The organism is Saccharopolyspora ipomoeae (assembly GCF_029952525.1).
GTDB classification, from domain to species: domain Bacteria; phylum Actinomycetota; class Actinomycetes; order Mycobacteriales; family Pseudonocardiaceae; genus Saccharopolyspora; species Saccharopolyspora ipomoeae.
On the sequence record NZ_JASAOF010000032.1, the window covers coordinates 21,708 to 34,396 of the forward strand.

Sequence of the window (12,689 nt, forward strand, 5' to 3'; positions counted from 1 at the left end):
TCAACCTTCCTTGTCGTACTGAGCCACCCGCCACCCGGCCGGGGTCCGGTTCACGGTCACGTTGAGCACGCCGATGTCGGTGGGCAGGCGCACGACCATCGAGCCCTCGGTGGAGGTCACCGCGGCCGGAGCGCCGGTGATCACGTTGCCCGCGTTCACCGGGTCCACGGTGGACAGCTCGGTGAGGAACTCATCGGTGGTCAGCGGGCGGAGACCGTTGAGCCACTGCTGCCGGTCGGCGCCGACCGGGTGGTTCACCCAGGCCTCGCCCCACTTCTCGACGATCGCGACGCCCGCCGGGTCCGGCGCGGTCGGCGTCGGACCGCCCTGCGGGACGGAGATCGTCGGCGGCTTGGCGGTCGTGGGCACCACCGCGGACTTCTGCGGCGGCAGCGTGTACGACGTGGTGCGACCGCCACCGGCGGCCTCGTTGCGGCTCGGCGGCGGCTCGGGGAGCAGGAGTCCGACGACCGTCGCCGCCGCACCCACCACGACCAGCGAGACCGCCAGGTGCTTGGGCGAGCGCAGCGGCCAGCCCCAGAACCTGCGGTACACCGCGGCTCGCCCGCGGTGCGTCCGGATCGGCATCAGCTCCCCCTCATCTGGTCGCCATCGGCCACCTCGAGCCCCCTGGAGGGCCGGTAGATCACGTGCACCGGACGTCCCTGCACGACCTCGCGCTCGGCGAGGCGCGGCGAGTCGGTCCCGGACGGCTGCTCCGACACCCGCTCCACCGTCGCGCGCGACGGGATCAACACCGGATCTTCGTCGGTCCCGTCCCACTTGGCATCCGCCACCGGGTTGGTATCGACCACCCGACTGGACGCCCGCGCCTCCGCGACGCCCTGCATCCCGCCCGGCCGGCGCGGTCCGGCTCCGCCGGACGGCAGCGCGCCCGCGGTCGTCCCGCCGGACGGCCCACCGGTCGGCAGCGCGCCCTGCGCCGCGTCGTCGTCGCGGTCGAGCCGCTGCGCGACCGCGGGCAGCAGCGCCTCCGGACGCTTCCTGCCCGGTCGGTCTCCGCCGTAGGCGGCGTCCGGGTCGTTCTCGCGGACCTGGTCCCAGAACTGCTCGCCGGTCGGGCTCTCGCCGCGACGCCCGAAGCGGGCGAAGATCCCGCCGGGCGAGCGCGGCACCGCGCGGCCGACCGTGCCCACCGACAGCTCGACCATCTGCGTGAGCCGCCGGACCGGCTTGGCGACCAGCAGGAACACGATGGTGATCAGCGCCGCGAGCAGGATCTGGGTGAGCGCCGAGAACCCGCGCGTCGGGTCGAAGATCCAGGTCAGGATCAGCGTGTGCAGACCGGCCAGCGCCGAGACCATGACGACGTTGAGCACCGCCGCCCCGGCGACGCGGCCGATCAGCCGCAGGATCTGGTGGTAGACCAGCGCGACCAGGCCGATCAGCGGCCCGGCCAGGATCAGCACTCTCAGCAGCACCTGGGCGAGCAGGATCGTGGCCTTGGCCAGCAGCTGGAACGAGGCGTAGGCCAGCGACTGGACGCTGGCCAGCACACCCGCGCCGACGCGGCTGCCGTCGATGCCCTGGAAGTAGCCGTAGGAGCTGCCCATCTTGCCGGCGACGTCCTCGAACGCCTGCTTCTTGGGCTCCGGCGAACCGGCGTCGGCCCCGGCGTTGACCTCCTGCTTCGTCCACGCCTGAGCGCGCAGCAGCTCCCGGCCCAGCTGCTGGGCCTGCGGGGTGTCGGGCGAGCCGAACTCGCCGCGCAGCCAGTTGCGGTAGACGACCTGGTCGTGCAGCAGCGTCGGCAGCGCGTTGGCCTCGTCCACCCCGACCTCGTGCAGGAAACCGGCCTGCACGGCCGAGGTCCCGGTGATCACGATCTCGTCGAGCGCGTGCGTGTAGACCAGCGGCGTCAGGTAGGTCGCCGAGGCGAACCACAGGCCCGCCAGCGCCCACATGCCGCGCTTGCCGATGCTGGCGAGGTCGCCCTGCCAGATGTAGCGGAACAGCACGACCGCCAGCACCAGCGCGACCAGCCCGAACCAGGGCGCGAACACGCTGTCGTAGAGCGCGACCGTGCCGGTGGCGATCACCTCGTCCAGCGGGTCCATCAGGTCGCCGTTGAGCAGCGCGTAGTGCAGCCCGTTGGTGGCGCCCACCAGGTTCTTGGCGAGGTTGAACAGCTCGTTGCCGACCCAGGTGTCGACCAGCGCGTCCGGGTTGGTGACGCCCTGCGGGCCGCAGCCGAGGTCGTAGGTGTGCCAGATCAGACCGGCGTAGCCGACCTCGTCGTAGGCGCTGCCCGGGTTGCCCGCGCCCATCGGCGCCGGGTCCAGCGCGCCGACCATGCCCGAGCCGGGGCGCTCCGGGTTCGGCGCCTCCTTGCAGTCCAGGCTCTGGCCCCACGCCGGGACCGCCATCAGGGACTGCAGCGCCAGCAGGCCCGCGACCAGCAGGTACGCCTTGCGGCGTCGCGGTGTGAGGACCTCAGCCGACCGCGTCCGGCGATTGACCACGAGCGTGCCGATCACCGCCGCGAGCGCAGCGGCGATCAGCACGACGCCCAAGACCGCCCCGCTCACCGCGCGTCGTCCCCACCCCGCTCGCCCGGCCGGCGGGTCGAGCTCTCGGTGCCGTCATCGAAACCGATGCCGACGCTTTCGAGTTCGAGCTCGTCGAACGCTTCGAATTCGTCCCCGTAGTCGTCCTCAGCCGGGTTCAGCGCCGAGGCGCTGGAGTCGGAGTTGACGCCGTCGCCGCCGACCGAGGGCGCCAGGGCGCGCGGTTCGGCGTCGGGTTCGGACGCCGGGGTGGTGTCGAGCGCGTCGCGCAGGTGCTCCAGGTGCGGGCCGGAGAAGTCGATGCGGATCTTCTCCACGCCGCCCGCGCCGTCGCCGAAGATGAACTGGCGCGGCGCGCGGTCCCGCTGGGTGGCGTTGCGGGCCGGGCCCGGGCGCCTTCCCAGCGCCGCGACGACCTGCTCGTAGCCGGCGTCGACCGGCACCTTGAGCAGCCGCAGCGCGTCGGCCTGGGCCTGCTCGTCGTCGAGGCGGCCGATGAACACCGAGTCCAGCAGCGACACGAAGCCCTGGATGCGCAGGAAGTCCGCCGGGATCTGGCTGGACAGCAGCACTCGCACGTTCCACTTCCGCGAGTCGCGCGCGAAGCGGTTCATCAGCACGCGACCGGTCGGGACCTCGGAGAGGAAGAACGCCTCGTCGATCCAGACGCCCTTGCGCTCGCCCTTGGGCCGCTCGTAGATGGAGCGCTGGGTCAGCCACGCGGCGAGGTTGAGCATCTCCACGCCGAGCGCTTCGGCGTCGGTCCAGTGCTCGCGGCCGACGCCGTCCTTGGGCAGCGTCAGCCCGGCCATCGTCAGGACCGTGAGCCGGTCGTCGCGGGTCTCGGAGTACGGGTCGGCGTCGTTCTCCGGGATGAGCAGCGCCATCCGCTCGCGGATCTCGTCGAGGAAGTCGGCGACGACCACCGCGTGCTCGTGGTGCTCGCTGGCGTCGCGCCGCAGCGCCTCGAAGACCATGCCGGGGTGCGCGTCGACCCGGCCGCCGACGGCGCGGACCGCGCGCAGCAGCACGATCCGGGTCTGCGGCAGCTTCGCGACCTCGTAGGGCAGCAGGCCGGTGAGCACGTCGAGCACCAGGCGTCGCCGGGTGGCGGCGGCCAGCGCGCGCTCGCGCCGCCAGCCGCGCTCGGGGTCCTCCTCGTCGACGAAGTGCTCCAGCTCCGGTTCGGCCACCACCCGGTACGGGTTGAGGATGCCGGGCTGGGCGTTGAGGAGGTTGATGTTGCGGGCGTAGGGCTTGATCTCCGGCAGGTTGCACAGCTCGGCGAGCGGCCCCGACGGGTCCAGCAGCGTCCAGTGCGCCCCGGCCCGCAGCGTCTTGTAGACGGTGCCGCCGCCGAGGAAGGACTTGCCACCACCGAGACCGGCGACCATCGCCGTCAGACCCGAGGCGTCGCGGACCTCCTGCGCCATCCACGGGTCCCAGGCGACGGGACGCCGGGTGGCGGTGCAGGTCTCGCCGAGCAGGATGCCGCGCCGGTCACCGACCTCCGCGGTGGCCTGCGGGACCGCCGAGGCGGCCCACACGACCGAGCCGCGCCGCAGGTAGGCGGTGTTGGCCAGCGGTTCGCCGGGGATGAACTCCCGCGCCATCGCGTACTGCGCCTCGGGGTGCTCGACGGCGACCTTCGGCTTGTACAGGTCGAGGATCTGCTGGGCGAGCTTGAGCGCGTCGCGCTCGGTCGGCCCGGACACCGCCATCCGCCACCAGGACTTGACCCGGGTGGCCAGGGCGGTGAAGCCGGAGGTCATCTCGTCGTCGATCTCCAGCACCCGGCCCGCCTGGCGGGCCAGCGAGGTCGGCGGCTCCAGGCCGTGCTCCTCGGTGTAGTGCCTGACCTGGGAGCGGACCTTGTTCATCTGCCGCTGCAGCTCGCCGCCGACGTCCTCGGGCCTGCGGACGTAGATCCGCGCCGACCACTCCACCGGGGCGGGCAGCCGGTCGGAGTGCTGCATCCACGGGTCGTCGATCTCGGGGATCTGCAGGCCGTGGGTCTGGCCGACGGTGAGCACCGCGACGTGCCGGGTGACGCCGGCGTTGGAGCCGGTGCGGCCGCGCACCGTCACCGTCGGCGAGTACGGGTCCTGGTGCATGTCGGAGGCGTCGGTGAACGACGCGAGGTCCTCGGGCTCCCACGGCGCGCCCGGCACGGCGGGCAGGTTGCGGGGTGCGGGCAGGCCCAGCGAGCAGGACCGGTGCATCAGCCAGGAGATCTCCTCGGCCGTGACGGGTCGCCCGTCCAGGCCGGCGGAGCCGATCACCTGGTCCAGGTGCTCGATCTCGCTGTCGAGCGCGATGAGCTCGGCGTCGACGGCTTCGGGGAAGACCTTCTGCAGCAGCGGCGCGGCGCGTTCCACGGCCCGGTCGACGACGTTGCGGGTCTGGACCTGGACGCCCAGGTAGACCTCCTTCTCCGCCATCGATCGGCCCATCAGCTGCTGCTGCTCGCCGACCATGTAGTCGTCGAAGCTCAGCGCGCCGTCGGCGTCCGGCAGCGGGTTGCGCGCGTTGTGCACGTGCGCCTCGGCCCACATCCGGATCGGGTAGGGCCTGTTGGTCACCCGCAGGTGCAGCCAGCGGCCCTGGAGTTCCGCGTACTGGCCCGCGATGGCGGCGACGAGGTCCTGGCGCTGCGAGTCGGAGCGGAAGGACCAGCGCTGCGGTGAGAGCCGGTACCAGGCGAAGACGTCCTGGCCGGTGCGCAGCAGGTGACCGTCGATGGTGCGCGCGGCGATCGACGGCGTGTAGGTCGGGATGGACTGCTCGTCACCCAGGCCCCGCGCCCGTTTGCGCGGCTTGCCGCTGCCCTTGGCGCCGCGGACCTTGCCGCTGGAGCCGCGGGGTACCTGCTGCGGCTGCTGCTCACCGCCTCGACGGCGACCGAACACCGCGAACCTCCTTGCTACGGGTGCGCCTGCTTCCGACCTGCTGGGTGGACCGGGCGGTGCGCGGCTGCTGCTGCGCCTGCCGGCCCTGCTGCCTCCGGGTCTGCGACTGCCGCTGGGTCTGTCGCTGGGACCGCTGGGGTTGTCCCTGCCGCGGCTGTCCGCGGCGGGAGCGCTTGTTCTTGGGCATGGGACGGCCCCGGCGCACGCGGACGCGGGCGGCGCTGGCCGCTCCGCCGGTGGCCTGCGATTTCTCGCGGGGTGCGGTCAGCTCGCGCGCCCACATCTGCATGACGGCGCCGAGCGGGCGCTCGTGCCCGATCTTCCCGCAGATCAGCCGGGTCAGCGCCACGGTGATCACCACGGCCCACGCCGTGGAGAAGAAGCCGAACCCGATGTTGACCTGCCGCTCGATGAACAGGATCAGCAGGAACAGCGCCGTGCCGACGCCCCACGCCACGTAGCGCGCGCGCCACGGGAAGGTCGCCTTCGGGGGGCCGAGCCAGACGGCGTCGACCCGGTACACCTCATCATCGGTGCGTATCCGCACTGGGCATCACCCGCTGGTGCTGAAGAGCTGTGCGATGAAGGTGCCGATGTCGATGCCCGCGTTGGTGACCGCGATGCCGACGATGGCCAGGGCGACGAGGACACCGCCGAGACGGCGCATCACACCCGCGTTGTCGCCCTTGCCGCCGCCGAGCCACAGCAGCAGGATCGCCACGGTCAGCAGCAGCAGCGGTAGCAGGTTGTTCAGGATCCAACCGCGAATGCCTTCGGTGCCCAGTTGAGTCTGCTGGGCGAGTACGTCCAGGTGCGCCAGTGTTTCCAGCGGCATGGCGGTCATCTCTTTACCCCTGAGTACGCGGAGTGTCGGCGGGCCGGTACCTCAACGCGTGGCGGTGATCCGCGACGCGCAGATACGAGTAGAACATGACATGGTCACCAGAAGTAGTGGTTGCGAGCTCGGGTGTGGCGGGTTACAGCGGGACGACACCACGGCCATCACGCGGCGAATAGGCCATTCGAGCAAGCCACCACCGGCTGGTCATCGCGGAATCGGCGCTCAGGAGGCCGGTTTCGAGCCTGGATCTCGTGGCTGTTCACCCGCTTGCGAGCCCCTTCGTAACGCACCGTGAACATCGCGGTGGTCCAGTGGATTTCCGCACATCGCGCCAGGAAGCACCCGACTGGATCACTCGACGTGATCGCCGAACCCGAAAGAACGAGGTGATCTTGGCGCGCACGAATCAGGGTAACGCCCCCAACACGAACAGTTCCCCCCAGGGCATGCATACCGACACCTAGCCCGAAAAGCCGAAAACCACTGAGACAAACGGACGAACCAAAGAACCCCGCGAGGCAACCGGCCCCCGTCAGGCAACCGGCGAAGCCGGTTTCTCCTTACCCCACCTGAGGCGCTTGCACCGCCGCGGGTTCTGACACGTCTTCTGGGGAGGACAGCCGACACGCCGTGTATTGGCATACATCAGTCTCGGATCCCGGAGCCAGAAGGCGTGTCAGGTTCCGCTTCTGGCACCGCCAAGCACAGGGACCACAGAGTAGTTGTCAGTACAACGAAACCACCCGAGAAACAGGCACCCCAGAATCCCAAAGACACCGAGGACCAGCAAAAACATGAAAAGAGAAAGCGGAAGAGTCGGTCTGTAAGCCGGATTCTGTTCCCGGGGGTCTCACGACCAAGCCCGTTCAGTGACCATCTATCTAGGCCCGCCGTCGCCGACGAGCTCGTGCGGCCTACCCGCGAACCTCGGGCGAGCAACCCTCAACCGTCCGCGCGGGCGCCGAGGCGCCCATCTTGGCCTTGCTCCGGGTGGGGTTTACCGAGCCACCTCGGTCACCCGAGGTGCTGGTGGTCTCTTACACCACCGTTTCACCCTTACCCGGCGCGTGCGCCGGGCGGTCTGCTTTCTGTGGCACTGTCCCGCGGGTCGCCCCGGGTTGCCGTTGGCAACCACCCTGCTCTGTGGAGTCCGGACTTTCCTCGACGGGTCGTCGCCCGCCGCGGTCACTCGACCGGCTCTTCCGCTCCGCCGATTTTACCGCTGGCCGGTTCGGCGCTCCGGCCAGGCCTGTTCAGGCCCAGTGGGAGATGTCGTTGACGAGGCGGACCGAGGCGTTGTCGTCGGGGTAGAACTCGACGATGGACAGCGAGGCGAGGTCGAGGTGCAGCCGGTAGAAGACCTCTGGTCCGACGCCCAGGCCCGTGCGCAGCAGGGACTTGATGGGCGTGACGTGGCTGACGACGATGATCGTCTGCCCGGCGTAGCGCTCCAGGAGGTCGTCGCGGGCGGCGGTGACGCGCTGGTGGACGGCGGCGAGGCTCTCGCCGCCGGGCGGCACGACTGTGGGGTCGCCGATCCACTTCCGGTGCAGGTCCGGGTACTTGTCGGCGGCTTCGAGGAAGGTGAGGCCCTCCCACTCGCCGAAGTCGGTTTCGAGCAGGCCGTCGTGGAATTCGAGCTCGCCGCCGGTGGCGTCGGCGACGGCCTGGGCGCTCTGCCGGGTGCGGGTGAGCGGCGAGGCGATGATGGGCGCCGCGCCGTCGGGGGTGACGACGCCGTCCATCGCGGCGAGGCGCTTGGCGGCGGCGTGGACCTGGCGCTGCCCGAGCTCGGTGAGTTCGACGTCGCCGCGGCCGGAGTAGCGCTTGTCGACCGACATGGGGGTCTGCCCGTGGCGGAGCAGCAGCATCTTGACCGGGGCGCCCCGGAGGTTCTGCCAGCCGGAGGGGCGGGTCCGCGCCGAGGCGCTCTCGGCCTCGCTGACCTGCCCCGATTCGGCCGCCGCGGCGCCCGGCTCGACGGTGTTGCCGTCCATCGCGTCGTTGGCGAGCTTGTCGGCGGCGGCGTTGTCGGCGCGCGGGATCCACTCGTAGTCGACGTGCTGGAAGTCGGCCGCGAGTTCGCGGGCGACGGCGTTGAGCGGCTGGAGGTTCGCGTGCTTGACCTTCCAGCGCCCGGCCATCTGCTCGATGACGAGCTTGGAGTCCATCCGCACGGAGACCTCGGTGGCGCCGAGCTCGGCGGCGGCGCGCAGCCCGGCGATCAGGCCCTGGTACTCGGCGACGTTGTTGGTGGTCTCGCCGAGGCCGATGGCGCGTTCGGCGAGGACCTCGCGGGTGTCGGCGTCGAGCACGACGGCGCCGGAACCGGCCGGTCCGGGGTTGCCGCGCGATCCGCCGTCGGCTTCGACGATGACCTTCACTTGCTCTCCCGGACCATGATCGCTCCGCACTCCTCGCAGCGGACCACGTCGTCGGGGGCTGCTTCGCGGACCTCGTTGAGGGCGTGCCGGTCGAGCTCGATGCGGCAGGCGCCGCAGCGAGCGCCCTGCAGCAGACCGACGCCGACGCCGCGCTGGCCGCGCACCCGCTCGTAGAGGGCGATGAGGTCGTCGGGCAGCGCCTTGGCGATGATGTCGCGTTCCTGCTGGCGACGGGCTTCGGCGGTGTCGAGCTCGGCGAGCGCTTCGTCGCGGCGCTCCTGGATGCCGGCGAGCTGCTGCTCGGCCTCGGTGACGGCCTCGGCGGACTTGGTCACGTTGGTCTCGAGCGCTTCGCGCTGCTCCATGACCTCCAGCTGCTCGTCCTCCAGGACGGCCTGGCGGCGGGCGAGGGTCTGCAGCTCGTGCTCCAGCTCCTCCTGCTGCTTGGCCGGCCCGCCTGCGGCCATCAGGTCGCGGTCGCGGGCTTCGCGCTTGCGGACGTTGTCGACCTCGTTCTCCAGCCGCTTGACCTCGCGGTCGAGGTCGTTGAACGCGGTCTGGGCGACCACCAGCTCGTCGCGCTTGGTCTGCACCTCGCGTTCGGCGGCACCGATCTGCTCGAGTTCCGGCAACGTGCGCCTGCGGTGCACGACGCGGTTGAGCTCCGCGTCGGCCTCCGCGAGATCGAGCAGCCGTCGTTGAACGGCGGGGTCGGCTTTCACGCGAGCGCCCTCCCTGGGTCTGGGTTCGCACCGGCGTGCACGGTCCACGGGTCGGTGCGTCGGGTGGAAACGAGGACTTCGACTGTATCGGGCAGGGCGGCGGACACGAGGTCCGCGGCCTGCTGGCACCAGGGCCACTCGCTGGCCCAGTGCGCGACGTCGACGAGCGCGGGCACGGAGGTGCCGGGCACGTCGGCCTGGGCGAGGTGCTCGCCGGCCGGGTGGTGGCGCAGGTCGGCGGTGACGTAGGCGTCGACGCCGGCTTCGGCGGCGGCGGTCAGGAACGAGTCTCCGGCGCCGCCGCAGACGGCGACGCGGCGGATCTCGCGGTCGGGGTCGCCCGCGCCGCGCACTCCCCACGCGGTGGTGGGCAGACCGTCGGCGACGCGGCGGACGAAGTCGCGGAACGGCTCGGGCTGCGGCAGCTCGCCGATGCGGCCGAGGCCGGTGTCGGCGGCAGGCGCGACGGGCATCAGCGGCCGGGTCCGGGTCAGGCCGAGCGCCCCGGCCAGGGCGTCGGACACGCCGGGGTTGGCCTTGTCGGCGTTGGTGTGGGCGCAGTAGAGGCCGATGCCGGCGCGGATCAGCCGGTGCACGACGCGTCCCTTGTGGTCGTCGACGGGCACGCCGTGGACGCCGCGCAGCAGCAGCGGGTGGTGCGAGACGAGCAGCTGGGCGCCGAAGTCGACGGCCTCGTCCACGGTGGCTTCGAGGGGGTCGACGCAGAACAGCACGCGCTGCACGACCGCGTCGGGATCGCCGCAGACCAGGCCGACCGCGTCCCAGTCCTCGGCGAGCCCGGTGGGGTACGCCTTCTCCAGCGCGCCGATCACGTCCCGAATCCGCACCGTTTCACCCACGTTCCACGACATCCTGAAAAGCCTTGACCAACAACGAGTTCTGCTCCGGGTCCCGGACGGCGACGCGGAGGTGGTCGGTGTCCAGGCCGGGGAAGGTGTCGCCTCGGCGCACCGCGATCCCGCGTTCCCGCAGCGCTTCTCGCACCCGCTGACCGTCGGGCACCCGCAGCAGCAGGAACGGCGCCTCGGCCGCGCCCACCACCTCGACCCCTGGCACTCCGGCGAGGCCGTCGAGCAGTCCGGTGCGGTTCTCGGTGAATTCCGCTGCGGCGCCTTCGGATTCGGCGATCGCGCGGGGTTCGCAGCAGGCGCGCACCGCGGTGAGCACCAGCGAGTTGACGGGCCAGTGGGGGCGGGCGCGGCCCAATTCGGCGAGCACCTGCGGGCTGCCCAGCGCGTAGCCGGCGCGCAGCCCGGGCAGGCCCCACATCTTGGTGAGGCTGCGCAGCACGAGCAGTCCGGGATCGGCGAGGTGCGCGACGGATTCGCGTTCGCCGGGGACGGCGTCGATGAACGCCTCGTCGACGACCACGATCCGGCCGGGCCGCAGCAGCTTGCGGATCTCCTCGGCCGGGTGCAGCACCGAGGTCGGGTTCGTCGGGTTGCCGAGCACGACCAGGTCGGCGGCCTCGGGGACCTGCTCGGCGCGCAGCCGGTAGCCGTCGGCGGCGTCGAGCACGACGCGCTCGACGGGGACGCCCGCGGTGCGCAGGGCGAGGTCGGGTTCGGTGAACGACGGGTGGATCAGCGCGGCGAGCGCCGGGCGCAGCGCGGGCAGCAGGGCGAAGCCCTCCGCCGCCCCGGCCAGCACCATCACATCGTCGGGGTGCCTGCCGTGCCGGTCGGCGACGGCGCGGCGGGCGGTCTCGTCGGCCTCGGCCGACGGGTAGGAGCCGAGGTCGTCGAGGGCCTCGGCGAGCCGGGCGCGCAGCCACCGCGGCGGCCGGTCGAGCCGCACGTTGACCGCGAAGTCGGCGAGCCCGCGCGCCGCGTCCACGTCGCCGTGGTGGCGCAACAGCTCCCGATCGTCCCCGCTCATCGTGGGCAGTCTAAACGTCCACGTCGGAGCGCTTCAGGTGGTCCGTACCCTCGGGGCGTGCATGTCTCCTTCATCTGTACGGGCAACATCTGCCGGTCGCCGATGGCGGCGTTGATCTTCGCCGACGAGCTGCGGCGGGCGGGCCTGGACTCGCGGGTCGAGGTCTCCAGCGCCGGGACCGGGCCGTGGCACGTCGGCGAACCCGCTGACCCGCGCACCGAGAAGGTGCTGGCCGCCCACGACTACCCGACCGAGCACGTCGCGGCGCAGATCGACGAGCACCACCTGGGCGCGGACCTGCTGGTCGCGATGGACGAGGGGCACCTGCGCGCCGTGCGGCGGCTGGTCGACGACCCGGAGAAGGTGCGGCTGCTGCGGTCGTTCGACCCGGACGCCGACGGCACCGAGGTGCCCGACCCCTACTACGGCGGCCCGAACGGGTTCGACGACGTGCTGGCGATGGTCGAGGCCGCGATGCCGGAGCTGATGGCGTGGGTGCGGGAACGGCTGTGATCGCCGCGGAGGTCGCCCGGATCACCGGGCGCGAGGTCGCCGAGGTCCGCCGGCTCTCCGGTGGGGACACCGCGGCGGCGTTCGCCGTGCGGCTCGACGACGGGACCGAGGTGTTCGCCAAGTCCGCTTCGCCGTCGATGCCGGGCGCGGCGGCCGCCGAGGCTGCGTCGCTGCGCTGGCTCGCCGAGCCGGGCGCGGTGCCGGTGCCGGAGGTGCTCGGCGAGGGCGAGGACGTCCTGGTCACCGAGCACGTCGCGGCCGCGTCGCCGACGGCGCGGGCGGCCGAGGAGCTCGGTCGCGGTCTGGCTCGGCTGCACGACGCCGGGGCTCCGGCGTTCGGCAGCGCCCCGCCCGGCGGGCCCGCCGACGCGTGGATCGGGCTGGCGCCGATGCGCGACGAGCCCGAGCGGGACTGGCCGACGTTCTACGCCCGGCACCGCGTGCAGCCCTACGTCCGGCGCGCGATCGATTCCGGCGCGCTGGAGGCGGAGTCGGCGCGGGTGCTGGACCGGGTGTGCGAGGCGCTGCCGGAGCTGGCCGGGCCCGCCGAGCCGCCGTCCCGGCTGCACGGCGACCTGTGGAGCGGCAACGTGCACTGGGGCCGCGACCGGGCGTGGCTGATCGACCCGGCCGCGCACGGCGGTCACCGCGAGACCGACCTGGCGATGCTGCACCTGTTCGGGTGCCCGCACCTGGAGCGGATCGTCGCGGCCTACCAGGAGGTGCACCCGCTGGCGGACGGGTGGCGGGAGCGGATCGCGCTGCACCAGCTGTTCCCGCTGCTGGTGCACGCGGTGCTGTTCGGCGGCGGTTACGGCACGCAGGCCGCCCGGGCCGCCGGACAGGCGTTGAGGTCACACTGAGACGGGGTCTCAGCCACCGCGCCGGTCGCG

Annotated in this window: 11 protein-coding genes and 1 other RNA gene; 2 read left to right on the plus strand and 10 right to left on the minus strand. The window is 72.1% G+C overall.

Translation table 11 applies throughout. From position 1 onward, the window contains the following. The 10 genes from QFW96_RS28500 to cobC all read right to left on the minus strand — a co-directional run bounded on the left by QFW96_RS28500 (window position 1) and on the right by cobC (window position 11,283). Window positions 1-588 (minus strand): hypothetical protein, encoded by a 588-nt coding sequence (locus QFW96_RS28500; RefSeq protein WP_281458838.1) that lies wholly within the window; start codon window positions 586-588, stop codon window positions 1-3. After that, window positions 588-2,549, minus strand: coding sequence for a hypothetical protein (locus QFW96_RS28505; RefSeq protein ID WP_281458839.1), 1,962 nt, complete (start codon window positions 2,547-2,549; stop codon window positions 588-590). Before QFW96_RS28505 ends, QFW96_RS28500 begins: the two co-directional genes overlap by 1 nt. After that, window positions 2,546-5,437, minus strand: a complete 2,892-nt coding sequence (locus QFW96_RS28510; RefSeq protein WP_425524812.1) for an ATP-binding protein — start codon at window positions 5,435-5,437, stop codon at window positions 2,546-2,548. The genes QFW96_RS28505 and QFW96_RS28510 overlap by 4 nt, the downstream gene beginning before the upstream one ends. Then, entirely contained in the window at window positions 5,412-5,984 is a 573-nt protein-coding gene (locus QFW96_RS28515) for a hypothetical protein (RefSeq protein WP_281458840.1), read from the minus strand. Before QFW96_RS28515 ends, QFW96_RS28510 begins: the two co-directional genes overlap by 26 nt. 6 nt (window positions 5,985-5,990) lie before the next feature. After that, entirely contained in the window at window positions 5,991-6,281 is a 291-nt protein-coding gene (locus tag QFW96_RS28520; RefSeq protein WP_281458841.1) for a hypothetical protein, read from the minus strand. A gap of 805 nt (window positions 6,282-7,086) precedes the next feature. Then, an RNA gene (gene rnpB / locus QFW96_RS28525) (RNase P RNA component class A) lies at window positions 7,087-7,479 on the minus strand. Window positions 7,480-7,531: 52 nt separating this feature from the next. After that, on the minus strand, window positions 7,532-8,662 hold the full coding sequence (locus tag QFW96_RS28530; RefSeq protein WP_281458842.1) for a bifunctional RNase H/acid phosphatase: 1,131 nt from the start codon (window positions 8,660-8,662) through the stop codon (window positions 7,532-7,534). After that, entirely contained in the window at window positions 8,659-9,384 is a 726-nt protein-coding gene (locus QFW96_RS28535; protein WP_281458843.1) for a zinc ribbon domain-containing protein, read from the minus strand. Before QFW96_RS28535 ends, QFW96_RS28530 begins: the two co-directional genes overlap by 4 nt. Continuing rightward, window positions 9,381-10,256, minus strand: a complete 876-nt coding sequence (locus QFW96_RS28540) for a Nif3-like dinuclear metal center hexameric protein (protein WP_281458844.1) — start codon at window positions 10,254-10,256, stop codon at window positions 9,381-9,383. The genes QFW96_RS28535 and QFW96_RS28540 overlap by 4 nt, the downstream gene beginning before the upstream one ends. Next, window positions 10,237-11,283: an Rv2231c family histidinol phosphate aminotransferase CobC gene (gene cobC / locus QFW96_RS28545; RefSeq protein ID WP_281458845.1), complete on the minus strand. Its 1,047-nt coding sequence runs from the start codon at window positions 11,281-11,283 to the stop codon at window positions 10,237-10,239. Before cobC ends, QFW96_RS28540 begins: the two co-directional genes overlap by 20 nt. Window positions 11,284-11,340: 57 nt before the next feature. On the opposite strand from cobC, the gene QFW96_RS28550 reads away from it, so the two are divergent. Together QFW96_RS28550 and QFW96_RS28555 are read left to right on the plus strand one after the other, a co-directional pair. Then, a complete protein-coding gene (locus tag QFW96_RS28550) occupies window positions 11,341-11,796 on the plus strand; it encodes a low molecular weight protein-tyrosine-phosphatase (protein WP_281458846.1) in 456 nt (151 codons plus the stop codon). Next, window positions 11,775-12,659: a fructosamine kinase family protein gene (locus tag QFW96_RS28555; RefSeq protein WP_281458847.1), complete on the plus strand. Its 885-nt coding sequence runs from the start codon at window positions 11,775-11,777 to the stop codon at window positions 12,657-12,659. The genes QFW96_RS28550 and QFW96_RS28555 overlap by 22 nt, the downstream gene beginning before the upstream one ends. Window positions 12,660-12,689: the final 30 nt, after the last annotated feature.

Bases quoted from the DNA above. Each gene is read 5' to 3' on its own strand.
- QFW96_RS28520 (WP_281458841.1), bottom strand. From the start codon at position 6,281: ATGACCGCCATGCCGCTGGAAACACTGGCGCACCTGGACGTACTCGCC.
- QFW96_RS28540 (WP_281458844.1), bottom strand. From the start codon at position 10,256: ATGTCGTGGAACGTGGGTGAAACGGTGCGGATTCGGGACGTGATCGGC.
- QFW96_RS28500 (WP_281458838.1), bottom strand. From the start codon at position 588: ATGCCGATCCGGACGCACCGCGGGCGAGCCGCGGTGTACCGCAGGTTC.
- cobC (WP_281458845.1), bottom strand. From the start codon at position 11,283: ATGAGCGGGGACGATCGGGAGCTGTTGCGCCACCACGGCGACGTGGAC.